General features: G+C 67.1%; 23 protein-coding genes, 4 tRNA genes and 1 pseudogene. 12 read left to right on the top strand and 16 right to left on the bottom strand.

Annotated elements, in window-relative coordinates; translation table 11 throughout:
- Positions 1-25: 25 nt before the first annotated feature.
- From NQ036_RS05285 to sdhC, 4 genes are read right to left on the bottom strand one after another with little or no spacing between them, the layout of a single operon-like run.
- Positions 26-823: a succinate dehydrogenase iron-sulfur subunit gene (locus tag NQ036_RS05285; RefSeq protein ID WP_257048615.1), complete on the bottom strand. Its 798-nt coding sequence runs from the start codon at positions 821-823 to the stop codon at positions 26-28.
- Positions 823-2,583, bottom strand: coding sequence for a succinate dehydrogenase flavoprotein subunit (gene sdhA, locus NQ036_RS05280; RefSeq protein WP_257048617.1), 1,761 nt, complete (start codon positions 2,581-2,583; stop codon positions 823-825). The genes NQ036_RS05285 and sdhA overlap by 1 nt, the downstream gene beginning before the upstream one ends.
- Positions 2,584-2,620: 37 nt before the next feature.
- Positions 2,621-3,073: a succinate dehydrogenase hydrophobic membrane anchor subunit gene (locus tag NQ036_RS05275; RefSeq protein WP_257057598.1), complete on the bottom strand. Its 453-nt coding sequence runs from the start codon at positions 3,071-3,073 to the stop codon at positions 2,621-2,623.
- A complete protein-coding gene (sdhC, locus tag NQ036_RS05270; protein WP_257048618.1) occupies positions 3,073-3,450 on the bottom strand; it encodes a succinate dehydrogenase, cytochrome b556 subunit in 378 nt (125 codons plus the stop codon). Before sdhC ends, NQ036_RS05275 begins: the two co-directional genes overlap by 1 nt.
- Before the next feature lie 392 nt (positions 3,451-3,842).
- Here sdhC and NQ036_RS05265 point away from each other — a divergent pair, with 392 nt between their 5' ends.
- From NQ036_RS05265 to NQ036_RS05250, 4 genes are all read left to right on the top strand, one after another.
- A complete protein-coding gene (locus NQ036_RS05265) occupies positions 3,843-4,958 on the top strand; it encodes a mannose-1-phosphate guanylyltransferase (RefSeq protein WP_257057548.1) in 1,116 nt (371 codons plus the stop codon).
- 182 nt (positions 4,959-5,140) lie between these two features.
- Complete coding sequence (locus NQ036_RS05260) at positions 5,141-6,307, top strand: amidohydrolase (RefSeq protein WP_257057546.1); 1,167 nt, start codon at positions 5,141-5,143, stop codon at positions 6,305-6,307.
- Positions 6,308-6,335: 28 nt separating this feature from the next.
- Positions 6,336-7,442 carry an adenosine deaminase gene (locus NQ036_RS05255; protein ID WP_257057544.1) on the top strand — a complete coding sequence of 369 codons (1,107 nt, stop codon included), beginning with the start codon at positions 6,336-6,338 and terminating at the stop codon, positions 7,440-7,442.
- Positions 7,439-8,047 carry a hypothetical protein gene (locus tag NQ036_RS05250; RefSeq protein ID WP_257057542.1) on the top strand — a complete coding sequence of 203 codons (609 nt, stop codon included), beginning with the start codon at positions 7,439-7,441 and terminating at the stop codon, positions 8,045-8,047. The genes NQ036_RS05255 and NQ036_RS05250 overlap by 4 nt, the downstream gene beginning before the upstream one ends.
- Before the next feature lie 67 nt (positions 8,048-8,114).
- On the opposite strand, the gene NQ036_RS05245 is transcribed toward NQ036_RS05250, so the two are convergent.
- Positions 8,115-8,912 carry a hypothetical protein gene (locus NQ036_RS05245; RefSeq protein ID WP_257048623.1) on the bottom strand — a complete coding sequence of 266 codons (798 nt, stop codon included), beginning with the start codon at positions 8,910-8,912 and terminating at the stop codon, positions 8,115-8,117.
- A 133-nt stretch (positions 8,913-9,045) separates the two neighbouring features.
- Positions 9,046-9,555 carry a MarR family winged helix-turn-helix transcriptional regulator gene (locus tag NQ036_RS05240; protein WP_257048624.1) on the bottom strand — a complete coding sequence of 170 codons (510 nt, stop codon included), beginning with the start codon at positions 9,553-9,555 and terminating at the stop codon, positions 9,046-9,048.
- Positions 9,556-9,776: 221 nt separating this feature from the next.
- Here NQ036_RS05240 and sucC point away from each other — a divergent pair, with 221 nt between their 5' ends.
- The 3 genes from sucC (at position 9,777) to NQ036_RS05225 (ending at position 13,216) form a co-directional block, all read left to right on the top strand.
- A complete protein-coding gene (gene sucC / locus NQ036_RS05235; protein WP_257048625.1) occupies positions 9,777-10,943 on the top strand; it encodes an ADP-forming succinate--CoA ligase subunit beta in 1,167 nt (388 codons plus the stop codon).
- Between the two features lie 22 nt (positions 10,944-10,965).
- Positions 10,966-11,865 (top strand): succinate--CoA ligase subunit alpha, encoded by a 900-nt coding sequence (gene sucD, locus NQ036_RS05230; protein WP_257048626.1) that lies wholly within the window; start codon positions 10,966-10,968, stop codon positions 11,863-11,865.
- Between the two features lie 154 nt (positions 11,866-12,019).
- Positions 12,020-13,216 carry a class I SAM-dependent methyltransferase gene (locus NQ036_RS05225; protein WP_257048627.1) on the top strand — a complete coding sequence of 399 codons (1,197 nt, stop codon included), beginning with the start codon at positions 12,020-12,022 and terminating at the stop codon, positions 13,214-13,216.
- Between the two features lie 99 nt (positions 13,217-13,315).
- Here the strand turns inward: NQ036_RS05225 and NQ036_RS05220 are convergent, their stop codons facing one another.
- Positions 13,316-14,410, bottom strand: a complete 1,095-nt coding sequence (locus NQ036_RS05220; RefSeq protein ID WP_257048628.1) for a glutathione S-transferase family protein — start codon at positions 14,408-14,410, stop codon at positions 13,316-13,318.
- A gap of 137 nt (positions 14,411-14,547) precedes the next feature.
- Between NQ036_RS05220 and NQ036_RS05215 the strand changes: the two genes are divergently transcribed.
- Positions 14,548-16,641, top strand: coding sequence for an alpha/beta fold hydrolase (locus NQ036_RS05215; protein WP_257057541.1), 2,094 nt, complete (start codon positions 14,548-14,550; stop codon positions 16,639-16,641).
- A 195-nt stretch (positions 16,642-16,836) separates the two neighbouring features.
- Here NQ036_RS05215 and NQ036_RS05210 read toward each other — a convergent pair.
- From NQ036_RS05210 to NQ036_RS05195, 4 genes are all read right to left on the bottom strand, one after another.
- Positions 16,837-16,909 (bottom strand) — tRNA-Lys (locus NQ036_RS05210).
- A gap of 22 nt (positions 16,910-16,931) precedes the next feature.
- Positions 16,932-17,007: transfer RNA gene (locus tag NQ036_RS05205), tRNA-Lys, on the bottom strand.
- A 133-nt stretch (positions 17,008-17,140) separates the two neighbouring features.
- The gene (locus tag NQ036_RS05200; protein WP_257057596.1) at positions 17,141-17,434 is read right to left on the bottom strand and encodes a co-chaperone GroES; all 294 of its coding nucleotides are present in this window, start codon (positions 17,432-17,434) and stop codon (positions 17,141-17,143) included.
- A 55-nt stretch (positions 17,435-17,489) separates the two neighbouring features.
- A complete protein-coding gene (locus NQ036_RS05195; protein ID WP_257049119.1) occupies positions 17,490-17,777 on the bottom strand; it encodes a DUF3618 domain-containing protein in 288 nt (95 codons plus the stop codon).
- Positions 17,778-17,900: 123 nt separating this feature from the next.
- Here NQ036_RS05195 and bcp point away from each other — a divergent pair, with 123 nt between their 5' ends.
- Positions 17,901-18,374, top strand: a complete 474-nt coding sequence (gene bcp / locus NQ036_RS05190; RefSeq protein ID WP_257049120.1) for a thioredoxin-dependent thiol peroxidase — start codon at positions 17,901-17,903, stop codon at positions 18,372-18,374.
- 94 nt (positions 18,375-18,468) lie between these two features.
- A tRNA-Leu gene (locus tag NQ036_RS05185) sits at positions 18,469-18,550 on the top strand.
- A 53-nt stretch (positions 18,551-18,603) separates the two neighbouring features.
- On the opposite strand, the gene NQ036_RS05180 is transcribed toward NQ036_RS05185, so the two are convergent.
- Together NQ036_RS05180 and NQ036_RS05175 are read right to left on the bottom strand one after the other, a co-directional pair.
- Entirely contained in the window at positions 18,604-20,118 is a 1,515-nt protein-coding gene (locus NQ036_RS05180; RefSeq protein WP_257057539.1) for a hypothetical protein, read from the bottom strand.
- A gap of 90 nt (positions 20,119-20,208) precedes the next feature.
- Positions 20,209-21,966: a hypothetical protein gene (locus NQ036_RS05175; RefSeq protein ID WP_257057536.1), complete on the bottom strand. Its 1,758-nt coding sequence runs from the start codon at positions 21,964-21,966 to the stop codon at positions 20,209-20,211.
- Positions 21,967-22,252: 286 nt separating this feature from the next.
- Between NQ036_RS05175 and NQ036_RS05170 the strand changes: the two genes are divergently transcribed.
- Positions 22,253-22,328: transfer RNA gene (locus NQ036_RS05170), tRNA-His, on the top strand.
- A gap of 88 nt (positions 22,329-22,416) precedes the next feature.
- On the top strand, positions 22,417-22,887 hold the full coding sequence (locus NQ036_RS05165) for a hypothetical protein (protein ID WP_232004492.1): 471 nt from the start codon (positions 22,417-22,419) through the stop codon (positions 22,885-22,887).
- Positions 22,888-22,944: 57 nt separating this feature from the next.
- On the opposite strand, the pseudogene NQ036_RS05160 reads toward NQ036_RS05165, so the two are convergent.
- From NQ036_RS05160 to NQ036_RS05150, 3 genes and pseudogenes are all read right to left on the bottom strand, one after another.
- A pseudogene (locus tag NQ036_RS05160) lies at positions 22,945-24,039 on the bottom strand (recombinase family protein); the annotation flags it as partial.
- A 391-nt stretch (positions 24,040-24,430) separates the two neighbouring features.
- The gene (locus tag NQ036_RS05155; RefSeq protein WP_257057535.1) at positions 24,431-24,994 is read right to left on the bottom strand and encodes a DUF4913 domain-containing protein; all 564 of its coding nucleotides are present in this window, start codon (positions 24,992-24,994) and stop codon (positions 24,431-24,433) included.
- A gap of 11 nt (positions 24,995-25,005) precedes the next feature.
- On the bottom strand, positions 25,006-25,446 hold the full coding sequence (locus NQ036_RS05150; protein ID WP_119664847.1) for a single-stranded DNA-binding protein: 441 nt from the start codon (positions 25,444-25,446) through the stop codon (positions 25,006-25,008).
- Positions 25,447-25,471 lie beyond the last annotated feature (25 nt).

Below are 25,471 nucleotides of genomic sequence, written 5' to 3'. Positions count from 1 at the left end.
CTATGGGCACGGGTGGATCAGGCGATCAGAAGGCGCGGGCCAGCAGGGCCTGCTTGACCTCCGAGATGGCCTTGGTCACCTGGATGCCACGGGGGCAGGCCTCGGTGCAGTTGAAGGTGGTGCGGCAGCGCCACACTCCTTCCTTGTCGTTGAGCACCTCGAGGCGCAGGTCGGTGCCCTCGTCACGCGAATCGAAGATGAAACGGTGCGCGTTGACGATGGCGGCCGGACCGAAGTACTGGCCGTCGGTCCAGAACACGGGGCACGACGAGGTGCACGATGCGCACAGGATGCACTTCGTGGTGTCGTCGAAGATCGCCCGGTCCTCGGGCGACTGCAGCCGCTCACGCGTGGGCTCGTGGCCCGAGGTGATGAGGAAGGGCATGATCTCGCGGTAGGACTGGAAGAACGGTTCCATGTCCACGATCAGGTCCTTTTCCAGCGGCAGGCCCTTGATGGCCTCGACCGTGATGGTCTTGGACGTGTCCAGGTCCTTCAGCAGGGTCTTGCAGGCCAGGCGGTTGCGGCCGTTGATGCGCATGGCATCGGAGCCGCACACGCCGTGCGCGCAGGACCGGCGGAAGGTCAGCGAACCGTCCATGTCCCACTTGATCTTGTGCAGGGCGTCCAGCACGCGGTCCGTGCCGTACATTGTGACCTTGTACTCTTCCCAGTGCGGTTCCGAATCCTGTTCGGGATCGAACCGGGCGATCTTGAAGGTGCAGTCGAACGACGGGATCTCGCCGCCCTCACCGGAGACGTGGGAGGGCAGCTCGATCTTGGAAGCCGGCTCCGCGATCGCGGATTCAGGATTTGCAGTCATCAGTACTTACGCTCCTTCGGCTGGTACCGGGTGATGACGACGGGCTTGGTGCCCAGGCGCATGCCGGGTACCCCTTCGGCCACGGAATCCTCATCCCGGTAGGTCATGGTGTGGTTGAGGAAGTTGACGTCATCACGCTTGGGGAAGTCCTCGCGGGCGTGACCGCCACGCGATTCCTTGCGGTGCAGCGCTGCAACGATGACGACCTCGGCGATCTGCAGCAGGAAGCCCAGTTCGACGCCCTCGAGCATGTCCAGGTTGTAGCGCTTGCCGCGGTCCTGGATGCCGACGCTCTTGTAGCGTTCGCGCAGGGCCTCGATGTCGGCCAGCGCGGTGCGCAGCGATTCGTCGGTGCGGAACACCTGGACGTTGGTGTCCATGGTCTCCTGCAGTTCGCGGCGGATCTGGCCGACCGATTCGGTGCCGTTGGACGTCCGCATGGATTCGACCATGTCGATGACGAAGTCGGCGGCACCTTCGGGCAGCTCCGGCATATCGGCGGTCTTGGAGTATTCCGCTGCGGCCACGCCGGCGCGCTTGCCGAACACGTTGATGTCCAGCAGCGAGTTCGTGCCCAGGCGGTTCGAGCCGTGCACGGACACGCAGGCGCATTCGCCGGCGGCGTAGAGGCCGGGGACGATGTCGGTGGCGTTCTGCAGGACCTCGGCGCCGATGTTGGTCGGGATGCCGCCCATACCGTAGTGAGCGGTGGGGAACACGGGGACGGGCTCCGTGTAGGGCTCCACGCCCAGGTAGGTGCGGGCGAACTCCGTGATGTCCGGCAGCTTCGCGTCGATGTGCGCGGGCTCCAGGTGGGTCAGGTCCAGCAGTACATAGTCCTTGTTGGGACCACAGCCGCGGCCCTCGCGGACCTCGTTGGCGATGGACCGGGCCACGATGTCACGCGGGGCGAGGTCCTTGATGGTGGGGGCGTAGCGCTCCATGAAGCGCTCACCGTCCGAGTTGCGTAGCACGGCGCCCTCACCGCGGGCGGCCTCGGACAGCAGAATGCCCAGGCCGGCCAGGCCCGTCGGATGGAACTGGAAGAATTCCATGTCCTCCAGGGGCAGGCCCTTGCGGTAGACCACGCCCACGCCGTCACCGGTCAGGGTGTGGGCGTTCGAGGTGGTCTTGAAGATCTTGCCGAAGCCGCCGGTGGCGAAGACCACGGACTTGGCGCGGAAGATCTGGACTTCGCCGGTGGCCAGTTCATAGGACACGACGCCGGCGGGGCGCTTGACGCCGTCGACCTCGGTCATGATCAGGTCGAGCACGTAGTACTCGTTGTAGAACTCCACGCCGTGCTTGACGCAGTTTTGGTACAGCGTCTGCAGAATCATGTGGCCGGTGCGGTCCGCGGCGTAGCAGGCGCGGCGCACGGGCGACTTGCCGTGTTCGCGGGTGTGGCCGCCGAAGCGGCGCTGATCGATCTTGCCCTCCGGGGTGCGGTTGAAGGGCAGGCCCATCTTCTCCAGGTCGAGCACCGCGTCGATGGCCTCTTTGGCCATCACCTCGGCGGCGTCCTGGTCGACCAGGTAGTCACCGCCCTTGATGGTGTCGTAGGTGTGCCATTCCCAGTTGTCCTCTTCGACGTTGGCCAGCGCGGCGCACATGCCGCCCTGGGCCGCGCCGGTGTGCGAACGCGTGGGGTAGAGCTTCGTCAGAACCGCCGTGCGCGCCCGCTGCCCCGATTCGATGGCCGCACGCATGCCGGCGCCACCTGCACCGACGATCACGACGTCGTAGTCATGTACCTGCATAGGTGATTATTCTCCTTGCGAAACTTTGGTCCGGGCCTCAGGCCTTGCAGAAGCTGGCGACGAGGCTGGGATCGGCACCGGCGGGGCACGGATCGAACGTGAAGATCACGAGCGTGCCCAGGATGAGGATGATCGCCGCGGCGACCACCAGGATGATCTGCAGTGCATTCCGGGTGCCGGTGCGTTCCGCATAGTCGTTGATGATGGTGCGCACACCGTTGGCGCCGTGGAGCATGGCCAGCCACAGCATGGCCAGATCCCAGATCTGCCAGAACGGATTGGCCCACTTGCCGCCGACGAAGCCGAAGTCGATGGCGTGGACGCCCTCGCCCATCCAGAGGTTGACGAAGAGGTGGCCGAAGATCAGGACGATCAGCAGCACGCCGGAGACGCGCATGAACAGCCATGCGAACATCTCGAACTTGCTGCGGGTTGTCTTGTGGCGGTTGTACTCGGTCCGCGGTGCCGGAATTGTCGTCGTCACGTGGATCAGCCTCCGAACGTGTGGATGAGCTGGCGGGGAACGAAGCCGATCATAATGATCAGCCAAACGACCATCATGATCCAGAAGAGCTTCTTCTGGTTCTTGGGGCCGCCCTTCCAGAAGTCGACGATGATGACGCGCAGGCCGTTGAACGCGTGGTATGCGATGGCTGCGACAAGAACGATTTCGCCCAGACCCATCAACGGGGTCTTATAGGTGCCGATAACGGCGTTGTATGCCTCAGGCGAGACGCGAACGAGTGCAGTGTCGAGCACGTGGACCAGCAGGAAGAAGAAGATGCCGACGCCCGTGACGCGATGTGCGACCCAGGACCACATCCCCTCATGTCCTCGGTACAGGGTGCCCGTCGACGCTTTAGCCACGGGATCCTCCAGGAGAGTCAGAAAGGTTGGTTACTCCGTGAAGGTACGCCCTGGGTTTAGCGCATTCCAGTTAGCGGAGCCAAAGGAGATCTGCGTCGCCTGCCAACTGCGAAAACGCTGGGTGTTTGCCTGGTTTCTTAAGACGGATCGTCTCAAAACCATAAATAGCGCACGAACCAGTTCTCTAAATGCGCTCGGGACGCCGCCCGTGTGCCCGTCGGCGTGTGTTGCGAGGGCTGTGATCCGGGGCGTGCTCGGGCTGTGCCGTAATTCTACAACGCGTCGAATTCAGCTGTCCAAATCATCTTGCAGATGTATCGGGCCGGGGCCTGGCGGACCGGGGCGCGCGGCATTCCGGGATCTTACGTATTCACGTGTGTAAGGATGGACTTATGATCGCCAATCTTCATGCCATCATCCCGGCCGGCGGGTCGGGCACGCGCCTGTGGCCCCTCTCGCGCCAGTCCTCGCCGAAGTTCCTCCACGATCTGCTGGGGACCGGCCGCAGCCTGCTGCAGGCGACCTGGGACCGGGTGGAGCCGCTGGTCGATCCCGCGCACACCTGGGTCGTCACCGGGGACGCGCATGTGGCCGCAGTGCGCGAGCAGCTGCCCGGCCTGCGCGCGGACCGGGTCGTCAGCGAGCCCTCGCCCCGGGACTCGGCGGCCGCGATCGGCCTGGCGGCGATGCTCATCCACGACCTCGACCCCGACGCGGTGGTCGGATCCTTCTCCGCTGACCACTCGATCACCAACGCCTGCGAATTCCAGCACGTGATCGAACAGGCCGTCGCGGCGGCCGCCACCGGGGACATCGTGACGATCGGGATCACGCCCACCTTCCCCTCGACGGCCTACGGCTACATTCAGACGGGCCCCGTGCTGGACCTGCCCGGCGCCCCGACCGCACGGCGGGCCAAGGCCTTCGTGGAGAAGCCCAACGCCTCCGTGGCCCGCAAGTACACCTATTCCGGGCGGTACCGCTGGAACGCCGGAATGTTCATCACCCGCGCCGATGCGCTGCTGCACCTGTTCGCCGAACACGCGCCGGACCTGCACACGGCCCTGCGTCGAATCGCCGATGCCTGGGACACCCCGGAGCGCACGGCGGTACTGGCCGAGGTCTGGCCCGGGCTGGAGAAGAAGTCGATCGACTACGTGGTGGCCGAGCCGGCCGCCGCGGCCGGCCGCGTGATCGTGGTGCCGGGTGACTTCGGATGGGACGACGTCGGTGATTTCGACTCGGTGGCCAAGCTGCGCCAGCCGATCGCCGGCGAGCAGACGAAGGTCGAACTCATCTCCTCTCAGACCGGCGCGCAGGTCGTCGAGGTCGAGTCCTCGGGCATCGTGATGACCGACCAGCCCAAGGTGGTGGCCGTGGTCGGCCTCGAGGGCGTGGTCGTCGTGGACACCGGCGATGCCCTGCTGGTCGCCTCGCGCACGCACGCGCAGAGTGTTAAACGCGTCGTCGAGACGCTGCGCGAAACCGGCCGCCCGGACGTGCTGTAGCCGCCGTGGCGCTCCGACCCGCCGCCCGGCGGGTCGGTAACTCGCGGGCGCGAGCGCCCCGGGCCGAGGTTGCGCCCGGTGACAGCACCGGGGCACCCGGGCGCGGCCTCGGCGTAGGATCGGAATATCCAGCGCACCCCGTGCGCCCCGCCGCCCCCGATAGCCCCACAGGACCGAACGCATTGATTGAAGAAGAGCTGGCGCCCCTGCTCGACGAGCTGGTGGAGTTCCGCCGCAACGTCCACGCCCATCCGGAACTGTCCTTTCAGGAATTCGCCACGACGGACGCGATCGTCGCCCGGCTCGAGGCCGCCGGGCTGTCCCCGCGTCGGCTCGAGCCCACCGGCGCCGTGGTCGAGGTGGGAACCGGCGAACTCAAGGTGGCACTGCGCGCCGATATCGACGCGCTGCCGCTGGACGATCTGACCGGGACGCCCTTCGCCTCGACCACCCCCGGCGTGACCCACGCCTGCGGCCACGACGTCCATCTGACCAGTCTGCTGGGCACTGCCCTGGTGCTGGATCGCATCGAGCGGAGCCGGCCCGGCGGCCTGGGCGGGCGGGTGCGCCTGATCTTCCAGCCGGCCGAGGAGGTCACTCCCTCGGGTGCGATGCGGGTGATCGAACAGGGCGTTCTGGACGATGTGCCCTGCTGCTATGCCCTGCACTGCGACCCCAATGTCGACGTGGGCAAGGTCGGCTCGCGGATCGGCCCGATCACGGCCGCCGGTGACACCGTCAACATCCGGTTGAATGGCCGCGGGGGCCACACCTCGCGCCCGCATCTGACCGAGGACCTGGTCTACGCACTGGGCAAACTGGTCACCGACCTGCCCTCGACCCTGTCGCGGCTGATCGACCCGCGCCATGCGATCTCCCTGGTGTGGGGCCATATCGAAGCCGGCCACGCGCCGAACGCGATCCCGGACGAGGGCACCCTCAACGGCACCCTGCGGGCCCTGGACGTGGACGGCTGGAACCAGGTCGCCGAGGTCCTGCCCGAGCTGGTCGAACGGATCGCCGGGCCCTACGGCGTCACCGTCCACCTGGAGCACCGCCGCGGTTCGCCCCCCACCGTCAACACCGAGGACGAGGTGACCGTGGCCGAGGCCGCGATCCGCGCCGAACTGGGCTCGTCCAGCGTGCAGTTGACCCCGCAGTCCATGGGCGGGGAGGACTTCGCGTGGTACCTCACGCACTGCCCCGGCGCGCTGATCCGCCTGGGCACGCGCACCCCCGGCGGGCACACCTTCGACATCCACCAGGGCGACTACCTGGTCGACGAGGCGGCCCTTCCCGTGGCCGTCCGGGTCTATACGGCGATCGCCCTGGCCCACCTGGGCGGCTGAGCGGGCCGAGGCGGCTAGAGTTGGGGATGTGGATACCGAGCTATTTCCCGCGCCGTCCGGCGTAGACGCGCACGACCCGATCCTGGCCCTGCCCAAGGTGTCGCTGCACGACCACCTGGATGGGGCCCTGCGACCGCAGACCATCATCGAACTGGCCGCGGCGGTGGACCACGAACTGCCCACCGCGGATGCGCCCGCACTGGGCCAGTGGTTCCGCAAGACGGCAGACTCCGGCGACTTGGTGAAGTACCTGCAGACCTTCGAACACACGGTGGCGGTCATGCAGACGGCCGATGCGCTGACCCGGGTGGCCCGCGAATACGTCATCGACGCCGCCGCGGACGGCTGCTGCTATGCCGAGGTCCGGTGGGCACCCGAACAGCACCTGCGCGCGGGCCTGGACCTGGACGCCGCTGTGGCCGCCGTGGAACGGGGCCTGGACGAGGGAGAGGCGATCGTGGCCGAGGCCGGCCGTGTGCTCAACACCGTCCAGGTCCTCACCGCGCTGCGCCAGAACGACAATTCCCTGGCGATCGCGGAACTGGCCGTGCGCCACCGCGACACCGGGGTGGCCGGGTTCGACATAGCCGGGCCCGAGGACGGCTTCCCGCCGGCGGACCACCGGCGCGCCTTCGACTACCTCCACTCCGAGTGCATGCCGGTGACGATCCACGCCGGTGAGGCCGCGGGCCTCGACAGCCTGCACTCGGCCATCACCGCCTGCCACGCCCAGCGGATCGGCCACGGGGTGCGCATCGTCGAGGACATGGACGTCGTCGACGGCCAGGGCTCCCTGGGCCGGCTGGCCGCCTGGGTGCTCGACCAGCAGATTCCGTTGGAGGTCTGCCCGCGGTCCAATGTGCAGACCGGTGCCGCTCGGTCCATCTCGTCGCACCCGATCACGGGCCTGAAGGACCTGGGGTATGCGGTGACGATCAATCCGGACAACCGCCTGATGTCGGCCACCTCGGTCTCCCGCGAGATGCGCGGGCTGGTCGATCACGCCGGCTGGGACCTCGACGACCTCGAATGGGCCACCGCCAATGCGCTTTCGGCCGCCTTCGCCCCGTTGGACGAGAGGGAGCGGCTGCTCGAGGACGTCGTCATCCCCGGGTTCGAACGGGTGGAGCTGTGAGTTCCGATCCCGCCGGCCCGCAGGAGCCGTCCGACCCGCAGGATCCGGCCGGTCTGCCGGACCCCGATGAGCCCGGGCTGAGCCGTGCGGAGCGGATCCGCCGGCTCGAACTGCGGAAGAAGGCGACGGCTGCCACTCGAACGCCGGCCCAGGTGCACGCCGGCAAGCAGGCGAAGCGCGCCGCGGACGCCCGGGTGCGCCGCCGGCTGCCCGGCACCGCCAGGCTGGCCCTGACCGGACTGCTGCTCGAGGCCGCCGAGATGATCGTGTTCGCCATCGCGCTGATCGTCCTGGAGTTGGCCACTGGAGCGCAGAACCTGGCGAGCACGCTGGCCCTGGCCGTGATGTTCATCATCCTGGGCGCCGGTATCGCCGCGATGGCCAGGGCCTTCTCCCGCTGTGCCCGCTGGGCCCGTCCGGCCTCGACCGCCTGGCAGGTGCTACTGGTGCTCACCGGGTTCTCCGGGGTGCTGGGCAATCTTGCAGCGGGCCTGATCGTCATCGTGCCGGCGGCACTGGTGCTCGTCGGCACCTTCCTGCCGGCCACGGTGCGCTATTACGAGGCGGAACTGGCCCGCCAGGACGAAGCGGCACAGCGGGGCTAGCGGGGCCGGGCGTCGCCCGCAGCTGTGCCGCCCCTAGCCGTATCGCCTGCAGCTGTGCCGGGCGCGGCTAGTCCTCGCCCTGTTCGCCGCCCTCGTCGTCGGGCAGATAGGGTTCGCAGGCCTCGGTCAGATAGTCGCCCGCGGCATCGCCATTGGAATCCCGCAGGCTCTCGGCGGTCAGCTGGATACCCCACCAGACCTCGGGGGAGGCGGCCCACTGCAGGCGCAGTTCCTCGCGCTTGGAGGGATTGTCCGCCAGAGTGTCCGCCGCCTGCTGGATCCGGTCGATCGCATCGTCGCTGCTGCAGCGTTCGGCTGCGGCCGGCCCCGAAGGGTTGAGCCCCTTGATCTCATCGGTGCTCTTGGTCTTGAGTGAGTAGGCCGATTCCGCGGTCTTGGACACGTCGAAGGTGCCCTGCAACAGGTAGAACTGCGCGGCCTTTTGCTTGTGCACGGCGGCGGCGTCGACGGTGACGCTGACGCTGTCTGGGGTATCGGAGGTGAGTGTCACGGAACCCTTGGCCGCCGGGGGATTGCCGACGTGGACATAGACCTTGAAATAGGCCGGATTCCCGGATTCGGCGGCCTTGGCCAGGGCCTGCCACAGTGGATCGGACTTCTGCGCCCCGCCCGGGGTGGTGTCGACCAGGGCCACCTCCGGGGTGCCGGAGGGCTTGGCGACGGTCTGCGCCGGTTCGGGGCTGACCGAGATCGTGTCGTCGACGACGGGGGTCGGCTGACCCTTGGGGCGTTCGCCCGCGGCGGTCTGGCAGCCGGCCAGGGCCCAGATGGACAGGCCCAGGGTGCAGGCGGCCAGCACCCGGGTGAGGCGGCCGGTCTGTGCCGACGAGGTGGAGCGCAACATGAGAAACCTTCAACCTAGGGGAAGTGCGGAGCTGGGTCGGGGCCAAGTCTATCCGCCCGCCGACCGCGAGGTCCCGGCCCGGTTACGGGGCCCGCGGGGCGTGTGCCCGCGGAGGTGGTGGATCCCAGCGGAGTCAGTCCTCGGCCGGGCGTTCGAAGCCCAGGGCCAGGGTCTTCAGCAGGCTTGCCAGCTTGGCCTGCTGGGCGGGCGTGAGGTCGTCGAGCAGCGCGGTCTCCTGGACCAGTAGATCGGCCAGGGCGTGTTCGGCGCGTTCCAGTCCGGCCGGCGTCAGGCGCACCAGGACCCCGCGTCGATCATGGGGGGAGCGGCGGCGTTCGACCAGGCCCAGGGAGACCAGCCGGTCGATCCGGTTGGTCATGGTCCCCGACGTCACCATCATCTCGCCGATCAGAGCCGACGGCGACAGCTCATAGGGGGAACCGGAACGACGCAGGGCGGACAGCACGTCGAAGCCCCACAGCTCCAGACCGTAGGCGGCGAAGGTCGACTTGCGCGCCAGGTCCAGCTGGCGGGCCAGGCGGGACACCCGGGAGAGCACCTCCATGGGTGTGACGTCCAATCCCGGTGCCTCGCGGCGCCAGGATCCGACAATGCGATCGACCTCGTCCTGCGTGGATTCCATGGGGAAATAGTATCTTGTGATCAAGATACTTGCCAACAAAGAATCTTGATGAAATCCCTTTGCTGATCGAATGTTCGTATATGAAGCTTCAGGGAGACTCCGACTATTCTACGGGATGTAGTGGTCCGGCTCACGGGCCGGACTCCTGGCCCGCGCGCCCAAGGGCTTAGAGTATTACCCGGTAGGTGATACCCACCGACGTCTAAACGTAAGGAAGACACGTGGATCTTTTTGAGTATCAGGCCCGCGACCTCTTCGAAAAGCACGGCGTGCCCGTGCTACGCGGAAAGGTCGCCACCACCCCCGCCGAAGCGAAGTCGGCAGCCGAAGAACTGGGTGGCGGCGTTGTCGTCGTCAAGGCCCAGGTCAAGATCGGCGGCCGTGGCAAGGCCGGCGGCGTGAAGGTCGCAAAGTCCCCGGAGGAGGCCGAGGCGCGCGCCACGGACATCCTGGGCATGGACATCAAGGGCCACACGACCCACAAGGTCATGATCGCCGAAGGTGCCGACATCGCCGAGGAATACTACTTCTCGGTCCTGCTCGACCGTGCGAACCGCACGTACCTGGCCATGTGCTCCAAAGAGGGCGGCATGGAGATCGAGCAGCTGGCGGTAGAGCGCCCGGAGGCCCTGGCCCGCGTGGCGGTCGACCCGATCGACGGCATCGACGAGGCCAAGGCCCGGGAAATCGCAGAGACGGCCGGCTTCGACGCGGACACCGTCGCCAAGCTGATCCCTGTGCTGCAGAGCCTGTGGATCGTCTTCGTGGGCGAAGACGCCACCCTGGTCGAGGTCAACCCGCTGGTCAAGACCGGCGCCGGTGACATCGTTGCGCTCGACGGCAAGGTGTCGCTGGACGACAACGCAGCGTTCCGCCACCCCGACCACGAGGAATTGCGCGACATCTCCGCGGAGAACCCGCTGGAGCTCAAGGCCAAGAAGCTGGACCTCAACTACGTCAAGCTCGACGGCCAGGTCGGCATCATCGGCAACGGCGCGGGCCTGGTCATGTCCACCTTGGACGTCGTCGCCTCCGCGGGCGAGAAGCACGGCGGCGTGAAGCCGGCGAACTTCCTGGACATCGGCGGCGGCGCCAATGCCGAGGTCATGGCCAACGGGCTGGACGTCATCCTGGGCGACGAGCAGGTGCGTAGCGTGTTCGTCAACGTCTTCGGCGGCATCACCGCCTGTGACGAGGTCGCCAAGGGCATCGTCAAGGCCCTGGAGATCCTGGGCGACGCGGCCACCAAGCCGCTGGTCGTGCGCCTGGACGGCAATGCGGTCGATGAGGGCCGCAAGATCCTGGCCGACGCCAACAACCCCCTGGTCACCCTGGTCGACACGATGGACGGCGGCGCCGACAAGGCCGCCGAACTGGCCGCCAAGTAAGACCTGAGAAGAGGAAGAAAACATGTCGATTTTCCTTAACGAGGATTCCACAATCATCGTCCAGGGCATCACCGGCGGCGAGGGCTCCAAGCACACCGCGCGGATGCTGGCCGCCGGTGCCAAGGTCGTAGGCGGCGTCAACGCCCGCAAGGCCGGCACGACCGTCAGCCACAAGGACGCAACGGGCGCCGACGTCGAACTCCCGGTGTTCGCCTCCGTGGCCGAGGCCATGGCGGCCACGGGTGCCGACGTGTCGGTTGCCTTCGTGCCGCCGGCGTTCTCCAAGGACGCCGCCTTCGAGGCCATCGACGCGGGCATCGGCCTGCTGGTCATCATCACCGAGGGCATCCCGGTGCAGGACTCCGCGCAGATCTGGTCGTACGCCCAGAAGGCCGGCAACAAGACCCGCATCATCGGCCCGAACTGCCCCGGCATCATCTCGCCGGAGGCATCCCTGGCCGGCATCATCCCGGCGACCATCACCAAGAAGGGCAAGCTGGGCCTGGTCTCCAAGTCCGGCACGCTGACCTACCAGATGATGTACGAGCTCAAGGACCTGGGCTTCACCACCGCGATCGGCATCGGCGGGGACCCGGTCATCGGCACCACGCACATCGATGCGCTGCAGGCCTTCCAGGACGATCCTGAGACCGAGGCCATCGTGATGATCGGCGAAATCGGCGGCGACGCCGAGGAACGCGCCGCTGCGTACATCAAGGAGAACGTCACGAAGCCGGTCGTCGGCTACGTTGCGGGCTTCACCGCTCCGGAGGGCAAGACCATGGGCCACGCCGGCGCCATCGTCTCCGGCTCCTCGGGCACCGCCGCAGCGAAGAAGGAGGCCCTCGAGGCCGCGGGCGTCAAGGTCGGCAAGACCCCGTCCGAAACCGCGCAGCTGATGCTGCAGCTGCTGGACGCCTGAGTCCCGGCAGCCCGGCGCGCCCCGGAAGGTGCGGAACCCCTACGGGTCCCGTACCTTCCGGGGCGTTCTGTTTTATCGCAAAAGGCTTGGCAATATGCCGTAGCGGCTCCTTGCCTTGGTTTCCCCAGGTAGGGGGCCTGATTACCATGGTCGTATGCCGCAGTCTCTTCTTCCCGAACCGAAAATCCTCGGAGCCAGTAGCTTCGCCATGGGCAGGGCGTACCCGGAATGGCCGGCGGGATACCCCAAGGCGCGACTGACCCAGGAATACCTGGCCGGCCGGACCAGCGGACAGCTGGATCTGTCCGGCCGCCCCGGCTCCCGGCAGGCCGAATGGCAATCGCACCCCTTCCTGGTCATCGACGACGATGAGGACGGTGCGCTGATCCGTGTGGCCCAGGTATTGGGCAAGACCGATGTGTCGGTATTCCAGGACGAAGTCTCCGACTTCCCCCTGGTCGACGCCCATCGGATCGAAAGCGTGGAGGACCTGAAGTCCTTCGTGGCAGCCGCTGGCCCCACCCGCTACCGGGTGTTGATGACCGCACCCAAGGCCCTGCTGGCGCTGCGCGAATACCTGCAGCTGGTGGTTCCGGTGGCCCTCGAACTCATGTTGGTGGGCCGCGAGAAGCACATGAGCCGGACCCTGAACACCGAACTCGGGAAGTTCTTCGACACCGTTGACGTGGTCCCGGGCGTGGCGAAGTCGCGCATGCTGGTGGGCTCCGATCCCAAGCCCGCCGACAGACTGCCGGCGCCCACCGAGTTCCCGCAGTCGTCGGTGCGCCGCAGCCCGACCGAGGAACTGGGCGATTTCACGGTCCTGGCGCACGGCGCCACCTTCGGCGGGACCTCGGTCGATGCCGGTTCGGCTCTGCTGGTGCAGGCCCTGGCAGATCACCGCGCGGACCTGGCCGAACGCGGCAAGGACCGGATGCTGGATCTGGGCTGTGGCAATGGCTGGCTGCTGGCCTCGGCCACCCGGCTGCTGGACCCCAGGGAACCCGTGGGCGTGGATATCTCCGAATTCGCGGTGGAATCGACCAGGGCGACGCTGGCCGCCAACGGGGTTGCCGCGCGGGTCGTGCAGAGTGACGCGGGCGCGGATCTGGCCGACGGGTCCTTCGACCTGGTGCTGCTCAACCCGCCGTTCCACGACGGGGCCAAGCTCACCGTCGACCCGGCCCGGCGGATGATCGAATCCGCCCACCGCCTGCTCAAGCCCGGTGGCACCCTGGTCTGCGTGTTCAACTCGGTGCTGCGCCACCGCGCTGTGATCACGCGGGTATTCGGCCAGGCCGATCAGTGGGCCCGCGACCGGCGTTTCACGGTGGTCACCGCCCGCCGCTGAGCCGATCTGCGCTGTTCTGGAGAGTTCCACTACAACCTGAATTGTCGATTTTGGCCGAAAATGCCGATATATCGACATTTCGGGTCGTAGTGGAACTTTTTAAAGGGAGACCAGGCCGGTGGCCGGGTCGATGAACGGATTGTGTGCGGGATCGACGCGTTCGCCCTCCGGCACGGGTCCCGGAGCCGAGGCCCCCGGTGCGAAGGGCGAACCGCCCAGGGCCTGCCGGCCATGGGGCTCGCCCCAATTGGACAGATCGGGTCCGGCCGGCACGATCCCAGTGGGATTGATGTCCGTGTGGACGATGTAATAGTGCCGTTTGATCTGCACGAAGTCGATCGTGTCGCCGAAGCCCGGGGTCTGGAACAGATCGCGGGCGTAGGCCCACAGATTGTCGAATTCGCTGAGCTTCTGCCGATTGCACTTGAAGTGTCCGTGGTACACCGGGTCGAAGCGAACCAGGGTGGTGAAGAGGCGGACATCGGCCTCCGTGATGTGATGGCCCAGCAGATAGCGGCGTTCGCCCAGGAGCTCCTCCAGCCAGTCCAGGGCCGCGAACAGGCGCTGATAGGCGGACTCGTAGGCTGCCTGGGAGCCGGAGAACCCGCAGCGGTAGACCCCGTTGTTGACATCGCGGAACACCCTGTCGTTGATCTCGAGCATTTCCGCAGCGGATTCCTCCGGCAGCAGATCGGGGGCGCCGGTGCGGTGGAACTCGCGCCATTGGGTGGAGAAGTCCACGGTGATCTGCGGGAAGTCGTTGGTCACGACCTTGCCGCTTGACACCTCGACCAGGGCGGGCACGGTGATGCCGCGCGGATAGCCCTGCTGCCTGGCCTCGTAGGCGTCCTTGAGGCGGGGGATTCGCAGCACGGGGTCCAGACCGCCCGGGTCCAGATCGAAGGTCCAGGAATCCGCGTCGTGGGTGGGCCCCGGCATGCCCAGGGAGATGGCGTCCTCCAAGCCCAGTAGGCGGCGCACGATGATGGTGCGGTTGGCCCAGGGGCAGGCGCGGGCGGCCACGAGGCGGTAGCGGCCGGCCGCGACGGGCCAGAGGTGGCTGGACTCCGGGTCCGCGAAGGCTGCGGCGGGGTCGGCCTGTAGGTCCGCGGCGGTGTCGGCCGTGACGATCCGGTCGGTGATGTAGGACATATCGCGTTTGTATTCGGGTTCGACGTATGCGCCGTTTGCCATGGTTCCTCCTCGGACTTCGGACTGTCGCAAATATAGTTCAAGCCTAAATTAAAGCCGCGGTGGGTGCTCCGGGATAGGCTCGCAGTATGTCAGATGATTCGAATCACATGCCTGATAGCTCACAGAATACGTCGCCGGTGCCCGGAGCGCTCGCGAACCCGACCCGGATGCTCGATGCGGACCGGCTGGGCGGGCTCATCGCCGGCCCCGACGGCCGCCTCTATGCGACCGTCACCGGGCTCGACGCCGCCGGTTCCGCCTATGCCACCCGGCTGGTCGAGATCGACCCCGAGGCCGTGGCCGGCACCATCGAGCACCCCGCCCCGGCTCCCGCAGCCCCGTCCGGTAGGGGTGATGCCGCCGCGACGACCGGCGTGCGCGCGCTGGTCCGGCCCCCGGCCTCGGTCGGAGCCGTCGCAGCGGGCGCGGACGGACTGGTTTACTTCACCGCCAAGCGCCAGGGCGCCGATGGCACGACGCCGGACGATCCGGCCTTGTTCGTCCTGCCCGCCAGGGGCGAGGCCCGGCTCGTGGCAGTGCACCCCGGCGGGTTCACCGCACTGCAGGTGCGTGGGGACTCCGTGATCGCCGAGGTTCCGCTGCACACCGGGGCGTCCACCGAGGAGCAGCACGTGGCGCTGAGTGCCGAGCGCAAGGACGCGAAGGTCTCTGCGATCATGCACGAGGGCTTCCCGACCCGTTACTGGAACGCCGATCTGGGGCCCGCGCGCCAGGTCCTGGCCGTCATCGACCCCGCTGCGCCCGAGGTGTCGCGGCTGAGCTATCCGCAGATGCCGCACGGGCGGATGCTGAACTGGAAGGCCGCCCCGGACGGAACCCGCGCGCTCGTGACGGTGGAGCGCACGATCGGCAGCGCGGCCACCGGCGGTACCGACCTGCAGTCCTCCGAGGTCCACCTGGTCGATCTGACCGGTGCCGCACGGCCGCGGCTACTGCTGGCCGGGGACTCGACCCATGCGGTGCAGGCCGGGGAGATCTCACCCGCTGGCACCCGCGCCGTGCTCACGCTGGAATCGCGCTGGACGCCGGACCAGAGCCTGGGCGCGCAGGTGCTGCTCGCGGACCTGGAAACGGCAGCTGTGGCCCCGCTGTGGCCGGCACACGATTTCTGGTTCGATCCGGTGTGGCTCGACGAGCACACGCTGGTCGCCACAAGCGACGATCACGGGCGCGGCAGCGTGTGGATCGGCGGGGTGGACGAGGAAGCGCCGCGCCGGCTGGCAGGAGGGCTAGAGGGGCGGCACTCGTTCTCCGGGCTGGAGGTTCTGCCGGCGACCGCGGCAGGCGACGGGGCGTCCCTGGTGGCAGCGGCCTCGGCCGTGGACGAGGCGCCGCTGCCCGTGCGCATCGACCCGGCGACGGGTGCCGTGACCCGGCTGCCGAACCCCGCCACCGCCCTGCGCCTGCCCGGTGCCCTGGACGAGGTCCGGGCGACGGCGGCCGACGGGACCACGATCAGGGCCTGGCTGGCATTGCCGGAGGGCGCCGGCCCGCACCCGCTGCTGGTCTTCGTCCACGGCGGACCGTGGGGTTCGTGGAACGCCTGGTCCTTCCGCTGGAATCCGGGCCCCTTCCTGGCCGCCGGATACGCGGTGCTGCTGCCGGACCCCGCGATCTCCACCGGGTACGGCCAGGACTTCATCGACCGTGGCCAGCAGGAGATCGGCGGGAGCCCGTTCACCGACATCATGGCCCTGGCGCAGGCGGCCTGGGACCGCCCGGATGTAGACTCGGTCGCCACAGCTCTGCTGGGCGGTTCCTACGGCGGCTATATGGCCAACTGGGTGGCAGGGCAGACGGGGGACAGGTTCAAGTGCATCGTCACCCACGCCGCGCAGTGGAGCGCCAAGCACAAGTCGCGGACCTCGGACAATTCGAGTTGGGACCGAGGGATGGGTGAGCAGTACGAGACGTACTCGGCCGACCGGTACTGCGAGCGGATCGAGGTGCCGATGCTCATCACGCACGGCAACCGGGACTACCGGGTGCCGATCGCCCAGGGTCAGGAACTGTGGTTCGATCTGCTGACGAAATCGCGGACGCCGCTGGACGCCACCGGGAAGACACAGCACCGCTTCCTGTTCTTCCCCGATGAGGCGCACTGGATCATGGGCCGCGGCAATGCGCAGGTCTGGTACGAGACGGTGCTGGGTTTCGTCGACCAGCACGTGCTGGGGTACGCCTGGGACAGGCCCGCGACCCTGGGGTGAGCAATGGCGGGCTGAGCGGCTGAGCGCTGCCTGGTTGAGTGCTGGCGGCCGGCCGATGGACTGGTCCGTCGTGGTTCCGGTTCGGGATCGTTGCCTCAAAGCAACGATCCCGAACCTGAACCACGGCTGAGGGCTTCGGCGGGTGCTGAATGCAAAGAACCCGATCGCGACGGCGATCGGGTTCGGAACATCCTGTGCACCCCCCGGGACTTGAACCCGGAACCCACTGATTAAGAGTCAGTTGCTCTGCCAATTGAGCTAGAGGTGCGTGGCGGGTCCGAAGACCTGCCTGGTGCGCCCCCCGGGACTTGAACCCGGAACCCACTGATTAAGAGTCAGTTGCTCTGCCAATTGAGCTAGAGGCGCAACGGATATAAATATACACACCCGGAGGTCTGGTGCAAAATCAAAAGCGGCAAATCCTGCCGTTTGTGGTGTAATACACACGCCGGGGCTTTATCTGCCGCTTCCGAGTCCGGGCGGGCGTCCTACGGGCGTCCTACAGGTACATCCCCGTGATCGTTTCCGTCTCCGGTTCCGACACCGCGTGCACATCGCGTTCGCGCAGCAGGGTGTAGGCGGTGGCCTCGAGCTCCACCTCGGACCGGTCCTCGGGGTCGAACAGGATCTTGTCGCCCAGCTTCACCTGGTGCACATGCGGTCCGACCGCCGCCACCACGCCCCAGGCCAGGCGCTTGCCCACGGCCGCGGTGGCGGGGATGACGATGCCGGCGGAGGACTTGCGCTCGCCGAGTTCGGCATCGGGGGCCACGAGCACGCGGTCGTGGAGCATCCGGATGGGCAGGTTCGCCGGGGCCTGCGGGTCGCCCGCCGGGTTCGTGGGGTCCTCAGCCACGGCGCTTGCGCAGCAGGACGAGGCTGGTCACGGCCACCGCTGCCAAGGTCAGTCCGCCGCCCAGGGCCGCGACCTCGGTCTTGAGTGAGCCGTCGGGGTTGATGACGAGGCCCTTGGCGGTCGCCTTGGCCTGCGCGGCCAGGGTCTTCGGGTGCAGCCGGCCGACCAGCTCGTCGACATTGCCCGACAGGCGTGCCGAGCGCAGGCGGATTGATTCGGCCAGCTGGGCCTTGGAAGCGGTATCGACGGTCACATCGGAGGTGTAGACGTTCGAGCTCACGGTTGTCCTTAGGGGTTGAGTCGGATATGTCGGATTTCTGCCCCAAGCTTATCCCGTGGCCGCAGTCGTGGGACAGGTGGCCGGGTAGGGTGAAGGCAGGAGAATCCATAGAAAGGGATGCCGATGCCACGTCTGGAAGTGGGCCAGGAGGCCCCCGATTTCACCCTGACCGATGCCACGGGCGAGTCCGTGAGCCTGCACGACTACGCGGGACAGCGCGTGGTGGTCTATTTCTATCCGGCCGCGATGACGCCGGGCTGCACCACCGAGGCCTGCGATTTCCGCGATTCGCTTTCTGCTCTGCAGGCCGCGGGCGTGCAAGTGCTGGGGATCTCGCCGGACAAGCCGGAGAAGCTGCAGAAGTTCATCGATAAGGAGGGGCTGAACTTCCCCCTGCTGTCCGATCCGGACAAGTCGATGATGACCGCCTGGGGCGCGTTCGGGGAGAAGAAGAACTACGGCAAGGTGGTTCAGGGCGTCATCCGGTCCACCGTGGTGGTGGGTGCCGACGGCAAGGTCGAGATCGCCCTGTACAACGTCAAGGCCACCGGTCACGTCGCCCGGGTGCGCAAGCAGCTGGGGATCGACGCGGCCTGAGCCGGTGTGGCTCGGGCCGGTGTGGCTTCGCGCTGCCGTGCTCGGTCCACCGATTTAACGCCTTCGGTCCTCATGGACTAATCTGGGATGGTTCGCGCGAGTGGCGGAATTGGTAGACGCGCTGGATTTAGGTTCCAGTGTCTGCGGACGTAGGGGTTCAAGTCCCCTCTCGCGTACACAGCGAAATGGCCTGGCACATGCCAGGCCATTTTTGTGTGCAGGGCGGGATCTACCGGTTGCGCTGCTTGCGCAGGACCACCAGTACCAGCAGCAGGGCCAGCGCGCCCAACGCCAGTAGACCGATGACCGGCAGCACCAGGCGCGGGGCCGAGGCCGCCGAGCCGGCGTTCGGCGCCGGCGTGGACTGCGCGGTGGAATCGGGCTGAGCCGTCGAAGCGTTGGGGTCCGGAATGGCATCGGGACCCTCGTCGTCTGTGTGGGGAACGGGGTCGGAATAGTCCCTGGCCGGGTCAGCTCCCTGTTCGTCTCCGGCCTCGCCGGGCAGGGCACTGGATGCCTCGGGCGACTTATGCGAATTGCCGTTTCCCTCGTTCGGGTCGGGCACCCCACCCGTCTGTGCGGGGTCGTCCGGATTCGCCGGCGCCGGATCCTCGCCGGGATTGCTGGCGGGGTCCTCGGGGGTGCTGCTCTCACCGGGGTCGGTACCCGGTTCCGTACCCGGCTCGGTGGACGGGTCTGTCGGATGCTCGGAGGGCTCGCCGGACCCGTTGGCCGCACCGTTGTCGTCGGCGCCGGCCTGATCGGAACCACTCGCGTCCGCCGCACCGCCTGAATCGGCGTTGCCGCCGTCCTCGGCAGAGCCGTCGGAGCCTTCGTCTGCACCGGCATCCGCGTCGCCGCCGTCGGAGCCACTCCCAGCGTCGGCGCTTCCGTCGGCCCCGGTGTCGGAGGAGCCGTCCGAACCCGCGTTGGAGGAACCGTCCGAGTCGGCGTCATCGCCGCCGGAGGCATCCCCACCGGCATTCGAATCGCTATCCGAGCCACCGGAGTCGGAGGGCCTGGCGGCATAGGACAGGACGCCGCCACTGAGGCTCAACTTGAACGTGTGCGGATTGATCGCCTCGCCCACGGAAGGGCTCTGAGTCGCCGGTCCGGTGGATGGCCGGGCGGCGTAGGGGACGATCCCCGGCAGCTGAGACGGTGCCGTGGTGGGGCCGGTCGAGGGAGTCGGACGCACGGAATCAGCGGGCTGGGGGAGCGCCTTCCAGGTGGCCACGGCCTCGCCCGAACGGTCTTCGATGCCGATCACGGCGCTGGTCGCATTACCCTTCGCGTCCTTGCCGGCCGTGGGAATGGTTCGGCCGTCGAGGGCCTTGGCCGCCTGGGCGGGGGAGGGAACCTGGCCTGTGGATCCGGATGCGAACTCGAAGGAATAGGCGGAGTCGCCGGTCATCAGATCGAGCAGGGACAGGCAGGCCCGGGGCAGATCGCCGGAGCCCTGGCACTCCTGTGGCAGTGGGGCCTCGGTCGGGGTCGCGGAGGCCGAGGGGTCCGGGGACGCGGTGGGCTCCGCGCTGGGGGTCGTGGGTGCGGAAGATGCCGTGGACGGCGATTCCGCAGGGTCCGTCGGGCTGCCGGGCGCAGTTGCGGTTACAGTCGATTCCGGGGCTGAATTCGCGGTCGGCGAATCGGCCGAAGCGGGCACGGTGGCGTACAGCGCGGATCCTACGAGGAGCGCGACTGTGCCGAAGGCCAGCCGGCGCATCGCGTTCCGTACCGTCAAAGGTCGATCCGATCTGCGTGGGGACAAGGGCAGCTGCGCCCATGGTACCCGGCCGTGCCCCTCACCTCAAAGCACCCGGCGGGCAATTTTCTATTCCTTGGGGTAGGCGACGACCGAGCCGTTGCCCTGGCGCACGATTGCCAACTGCCCGTCATCGGTCACGGCCAGCAGGTTGGTCGTGGTCCGCCAGGCGGTGTCGCCGGATACCAACACGGCCTCGCCTCCGAGTATGCCAGGTGTCAGTGCACCCCTGGGGTCGGACAGGTCCACATGCTGGCCGGTCCCGTCGCGCACCAGCAGGCCGGTACGCATATCGAACAGGTAGGGGCCGATGACGGCCAGCTGGTGTCCCTGTCCGCGGATCCACTTGGCATCCTGGCCGATCGAATCGGTGCTGGTCGACACGGTGGACTTGATGGCGCCGGTCTTGGCGTTGTGGACGACCAACTGGACCGCGTGCCCCGAATTCGTGCGGCTGCCGGAATCGCCCCACAGGGTCACGACATTGCCGTAGCCGGCGGAGATCCACCGGATGATGTGTAGGTCCTTGGCCGGTTGCTCCAGTTTCACATCCGTCTTCTGACCGGTCTGGATATCGGTCAGTTGGAGGGGACCGGCGAACTTCGCGCTGATCAGCGAGCTCTCGTCCAGGGCCATGGGTGTGGATCCGATGGCCGGTCGGGGCAGCTTGTCGAGCGTGTGCTCGCCGAAGGTGTAGAGCGCGTCTCCGCTCTTGATGATGATCGAGGAGCCCGCGGAGCTGATCCGGGCCTTCTTCGGCAGAGAGTACTTCACCGGTTGATTCGAGCCGTCGAACAGGGCGAAGGCGGTGTCACCGGTGCGCCAGACCAGCGCGCTCTGCTTGCCGATGCGGGTATCGACGGCGAAGGTGACCGGGTCCTTCACGCTGGTCGAATAGCGTTGTTTGCCAGTGGCGGGGTTGAGGACTCGCAGCGACTTGCCCTCGACGATCAGTACGCCGCGCGAACTGGCGGTCGCCGAGGCCTTGCGCTGGGTTCCCGCCGACCACTTGGACGTCTTCGAGAAGCCGGGCACGGGCTCCTCGGTGGTTTCCACGTTCAAAGAGGAATACTGCCCCTGGCCGGCGCTGACGCCCTCGGTGCCGGCGGCATCCGAGCCGGGGCTGCCCACCACCTGCGGGAACAGATAGGCGATCGCGATGACGATGAGCAGGACCAGCAGGACGATGCCGGGGATGGTCAGGGCGTGGCCGCCGATTCGCTGGGCGCGCTTGCGCCGACTCCGGGTCCGTTCGAACTTGGGGCGGCTGCCGCGCGGGCGCAGGGGATCGGCCGGGCCGGAGAACTGTGTGCCCGCAAGGGCTGCGGGGGTGCCGGGTTTCTCCGTACTCGCCGAGGGCTGGGCCCGGTCGGCTGTCTGGCCATCCGCCGTTATGGCATCAGCGCTTGTCTGGGTCGGAGGGCTCGGGGCCGGAGCGGGACCGGCGGTGGGGGCAGGGGCCCCGTGTGCCGGGTCCGGGGCGATCGGCTTCCGGTCTGTTTCCGTCAGGGGAGTCGGTGGGGTGGCGGGCCTGCTTGAAGCCTGGGCTGCAGTGGGTTCCGCCGGTGCGGCCGGCGGCTGCGGTGCAGCGGCGGCCGGGGCGTCTGCTTGAGCGGATGGTGTCAGGCCGCCGGTCTGGTCGATGTCCAGACTGTGCTGGGCGCCAGAGGGCTCGACGATATCGAGTCTGATGCAGACTGCGTTGGTCCGCCCGAAACCACGCGCCGCATTGAGGGCGGAGGCGAGGTCGGGATGCTGTGTCGTCGTGCCGGCGATGGTCAGTTGCGCCGACTTATCGGCAGCAACGTGCACATTCGCGCTCAGCATCTGGTGGGACCTCGTTCGGCTGGGAAAGGCGGGCGGGCACGGGGGCCGGCCCAGGGCAACAGTATCCATGATCATACGTGAGCCCGCGGCTGTCATCCTGAAGTGGTGGTTCCCGGGTACCTGCAACACAATCGTTGCGGTTCTCAAGCTTTGACAAGGATGTCGTGACAGAAATCGTTACCTCAGGTGTGATCTGCCGCTCATTCCTGCCAGTGGTAGCAGCCCGGTTTGCAAATCTCCGATCTGTGCCCCTAAGATATCTCTTGTTGCCCGCAAGGGCACGATGGTGGCTGTAGCTCAGTTGGTAGAGCACCGCGTTGTGGTCGCGGGGGTCGCGGGTTCAAACCCCGTCAGCCACCCCAGATGGGTCAGGTTTGAACTTTCGACCAAGGGACCACCCTTGGTCGGGGTTGAAACCTGGCCCTTTTTGTGTGTCCCGACAGCTTCAGCGTGGGCTTCCACTTGGGTGCGGGCCTGCTCGGCCCAGGTCAGGGCGTCGGCCTGGAGGTCGGTGCTGGACAGTCCGTCGAATGGGGTGCGGTAGCCGACACGGATGTCGTTATCCTCGTCGATGTAGATGGCTGTGAACAGGGCTTGGTTGCACAGGCGCCGATTCGCGTCGTCGGCGTTGGCGTAGATATCAGCCATGTTGGACATCAACACGAGCGAGTCGTCGAGGTTCGCCCGAGCTTCGGCGTACTCCCCGTTGTGGGCCTGGATGCGGAACTCGATGGTTTCCAGAGAGGCGTTGATGCGGTCCTGTTCCCGTTTGAGCAGGTCCAGGGGGATGGCGCCCGCGTAGTGGGCTTGGAGGAGCTTGGTCTGCTCGCCTTCCAGTTCGGTGCGGCGGGTGGCGAGTTCGGCCAGCTCGGCGGCACCTTCGCTCATCATCTGGTCGAACTTGGCGTGGATCATCTCTGAGAGCGCCTGCCGGGTTTCGGACGGGATCTGCACGTGGGTGTAGAAGCGTTCGATGAGTTGCTCGACGTCTTCGATGAGCATGGCCTGGCGGGTGCAGTTGTTGCGTCCGGCGTGGCGGGAGGAGCACACGAAGTAGGGGTAGATGGTGCCCTGACTGGACTTCGCATTGCAGACGATGAGCCTGGAGCCGCATTGCCCGCAGAAGACACTGCCCTTGAGGTAGTGGTCGTGAATCTGGGTCGCATCGGCCGCGGACTTGTGGGTACCCAGCACGATCTGGACCTGCTCCCAGACCTCGACTGGAACGATCGGATCGTGGGCTCCGCGGTAGGTGACGCCCTGGTACACGATGGCTCCCTTATAGTACGGATTCGTGAGCATCCGATGCACTGTGGACTTCGCGATCGGCTTCGACGGACGCCGCGGCGTCGGCGACGTCGTCAGCCCGCGGGCGACCAATTCCTGGTGGAGCTGGCTGGTGGTCCAGTCCCCCGAGGCGAAGACCTGGAAGGCCCAACGCACCAGCCCCGCGCGCTCCTCATCGACCTCGACGGTGCGGATCTCGCGGCCCATGTCGTCACGGATGCCGACGTTGCGGTACCCGATCGGCGCCTTCGTGACCGTGCCACCCTGGGCGGCCTTCTGGGACAGGCCCTTGACAACTTCGGTAGCGAGGTTGCGGGAGTAGAACTCGGCGATCGAGGACATGATGCCGTGCAGAAGCATGCCCGAAGGGGTCTCATCAATGTTCTCCGTGGCGGAGACCAGAGTGACGCCTGCGTCCTTCAAGGCCAGGTGGATGGTGACGTCGTCAGCCCTGTTGCGGGCCAGGCGGTCGACCTTGTGGACGATGCAGTAGTTCGTCTTGTGGGTGGCGACGTACTTGATCATCCGCATGAGTTCGGGCCGGTGGGCCTTGCGAGCGGACTCGCCCGCGTCGACGAACTCCTCCACGATGGTGGCGCCCAGCTGATCGGCCTTGCGCTGATTGGCCTCACGCTGGGCGGGGATCGAGAATCCCTCCGCGTTGCCGCCCTTCTCTGCCTGCTCCTTGGTGGAGACACGCAGGTAGGACACGGCGATGGCGCCCGCGAATGGGGTCGGGGCGACAAGACTGTCGATGGCTGCTTCGTCAGCGTGCTCGGATGTCATGGCTCTTCTCCGCTACTACTGGTCCCGTGATCCGACGCGGCCTGTTTCGCGGTGGGTGTTGATCGTGAGAAGAGCCCGAAGGCTGTAGGACTAGGCCAAGTTGGCCATGTTTGCGTTGCCTCGCTTGCACGAGCGCTAGGACCACAACACCCGCCACCGCGGCGGATGCCCCTATTCTACGGCGTTGGCCGGGTCTGCGCACTGGCCAGTTCGGTGCGAAGTACCGTGTGGCTCGGCGAGCTTGGGGCGGGCTGCCGGAGGGACATTCGGATCAGCAACTCGCAGAGCTTGTCCAGATCGGGCGGATCGTTGAACTCCGCACGGATGCTGAGGTCACGCTCTTCCTGGGGTCGCTGCCCCGTCTTCCTCGCGTACCGGCGTCCCATGACGCTCACGCCTCGCTGGCGTCGGTATCGAGTGAGGCGTAGAACGCGTCTTCAGCATTCTGTCGTGCCTCAACCTGGTCGAGAACGTACTGAACGAAGTCCGCATCTCGATCAGTAATCACGGTCTCCTCGGCGTGTGCGGCAGACGCTTCGCCGGGCCAGGTCGTTTGCCGAGTCGGTCGGTCGCGGTCGAGGCGGGTGCCGGACGCGGTCACCCAGTCACGCAGCCTCTGGCGGGCGTCGGCAAAGTCGCGATGCCAGCCGAGCGGCGCGGAGCCGTTCTGGTCAGGGTCGTAGGCGCACAGCCAGTGCAGGTGGAGGGCGGAAAGTTCCCAGAGCAGTTCGGGGTGGCGGTGCCAGTAGGGCGGGACGACGGAGGCCGGGAGACCATAGGTGCGGCGTAGCCAGTCGACCCACCGGTTGAGTTCCAGCAGTTCCTGCTCCAGATCGTTGGCGGTCAACAGATTCCAGTTGATCGGATGCGGAGGTTCAGGGATGTCGACGTTCGGGATGGCGCCGTCATCGAGTGGTCCGTCGTCGGGTACTGGGTGGCGCAGATCGTCATTCATCGCTCGCTGCCTCACATTCCCATTGCTGGGGCGGCCGAGGACACGGTCCGCTGCTGCGGCTCAAAGGCAGTGGCGTCGCGCGAAGGACGGGACCGCTGGCTACGGTCCACCTCATAGCGAGTGCGCGCCAGGTCATGGCCGATCCGGGTGGCGATGAACTCCTCGCCCTCACGCACCTGACCGTTTCGTTCGTAGGAGTATTCGCGCACACGGCCGTCAGCGATGATGTTGTCGCCCTTCTCCAGGCGCTCAGCTCCCTGCTCGGCAGCTCCGCGGAAGGCGATGAGGTCGTGGAAGGTGGTCTCCAGCTGGGTGTAGCTGTTGTCGTCCTCCCTGCGGTAGTGCTCGATGCCGAGCTTGAGGTACAGGCGAGCATCGCCCCGCTCGGTGTGAGTGAGCTGCGGGTCGGACGCAACAAAGCCGGACACGGACTGATGGGTGCGGATAGCCATGACGGCCACCTCCTGGAGTCGTGCG

The sequence above is a fragment of the Brevibacterium sp. 91QC2O2 genome (assembly GCF_024580695.1).
GTDB lineage: Bacteria > Actinomycetota > Actinomycetes > Actinomycetales > Brevibacteriaceae > Brevibacterium > Brevibacterium moorei.
The sequence above is the reverse complement of the archived record's forward strand: the minus strand, read 5'-3'. Positions and strand labels throughout refer to the sequence as shown.

Bases quoted from the DNA above. Each gene is read 5' to 3' on its own strand.
- NQ036_RS05220 (WP_257048628.1), bottom strand. From the start codon at position 14,410: ATGGCAAACGGCGCATACGTCGAACCCGAATACAAACGCGATATGTCC.
- bcp (WP_257049120.1), top strand. From the start codon at position 17,901: ATGCCACGTCTGGAAGTGGGCCAGGAGGCCCCCGATTTCACCCTGACC.
- NQ036_RS05245 (WP_257048623.1), bottom strand. From the start codon at position 8,912: ATGTTGCGCTCCACCTCGTCGGCACAGACCGGCCGCCTCACCCGGGTG.
- NQ036_RS05285 (WP_257048615.1), bottom strand. From the start codon at position 823: ATGACTGCAAATCCTGAATCCGCGATCGCGGAGCCGGCTTCCAAGATC.
- NQ036_RS05175 (WP_257057536.1), bottom strand. From the start codon at position 21,966: ATGCTGAGCGCGAATGTGCACGTTGCTGCCGATAAGTCGGCGCAACTG.
- NQ036_RS05155 (WP_257057535.1), bottom strand. From the start codon at position 24,994: ATGAATGACGATCTGCGCCACCCAGTACCCGACGACGGACCACTCGAT.
- sdhA (WP_257048617.1), bottom strand. From the start codon at position 2,583: ATGCAGGTACATGACTACGACGTCGTGATCGTCGGTGCAGGTGGCGCC.
- sucD (WP_257048626.1), top strand. From the start codon at position 10,966: ATGTCGATTTTCCTTAACGAGGATTCCACAATCATCGTCCAGGGCATC.
- NQ036_RS05225 (WP_257048627.1), top strand. From the start codon at position 12,020: ATGCCGCAGTCTCTTCTTCCCGAACCGAAAATCCTCGGAGCCAGTAGC.
- NQ036_RS05240 (WP_257048624.1), bottom strand. From the start codon at position 9,555: ATGGAATCCACGCAGGACGAGGTCGATCGCATTGTCGGATCCTGGCGC.
- NQ036_RS05200 (WP_257057596.1), bottom strand. From the start codon at position 17,434: ATGCTCCACGACCGCGTGCTCGTGGCCCCCGATGCCGAACTCGGCGAG.
- NQ036_RS05150 (WP_119664847.1), bottom strand. From the start codon at position 25,446: ATGGCTATCCGCACCCATCAGTCCGTGTCCGGCTTTGTTGCGTCCGAC.
- NQ036_RS05265 (WP_257057548.1), top strand. From the start codon at position 3,843: ATGATCGCCAATCTTCATGCCATCATCCCGGCCGGCGGGTCGGGCACG.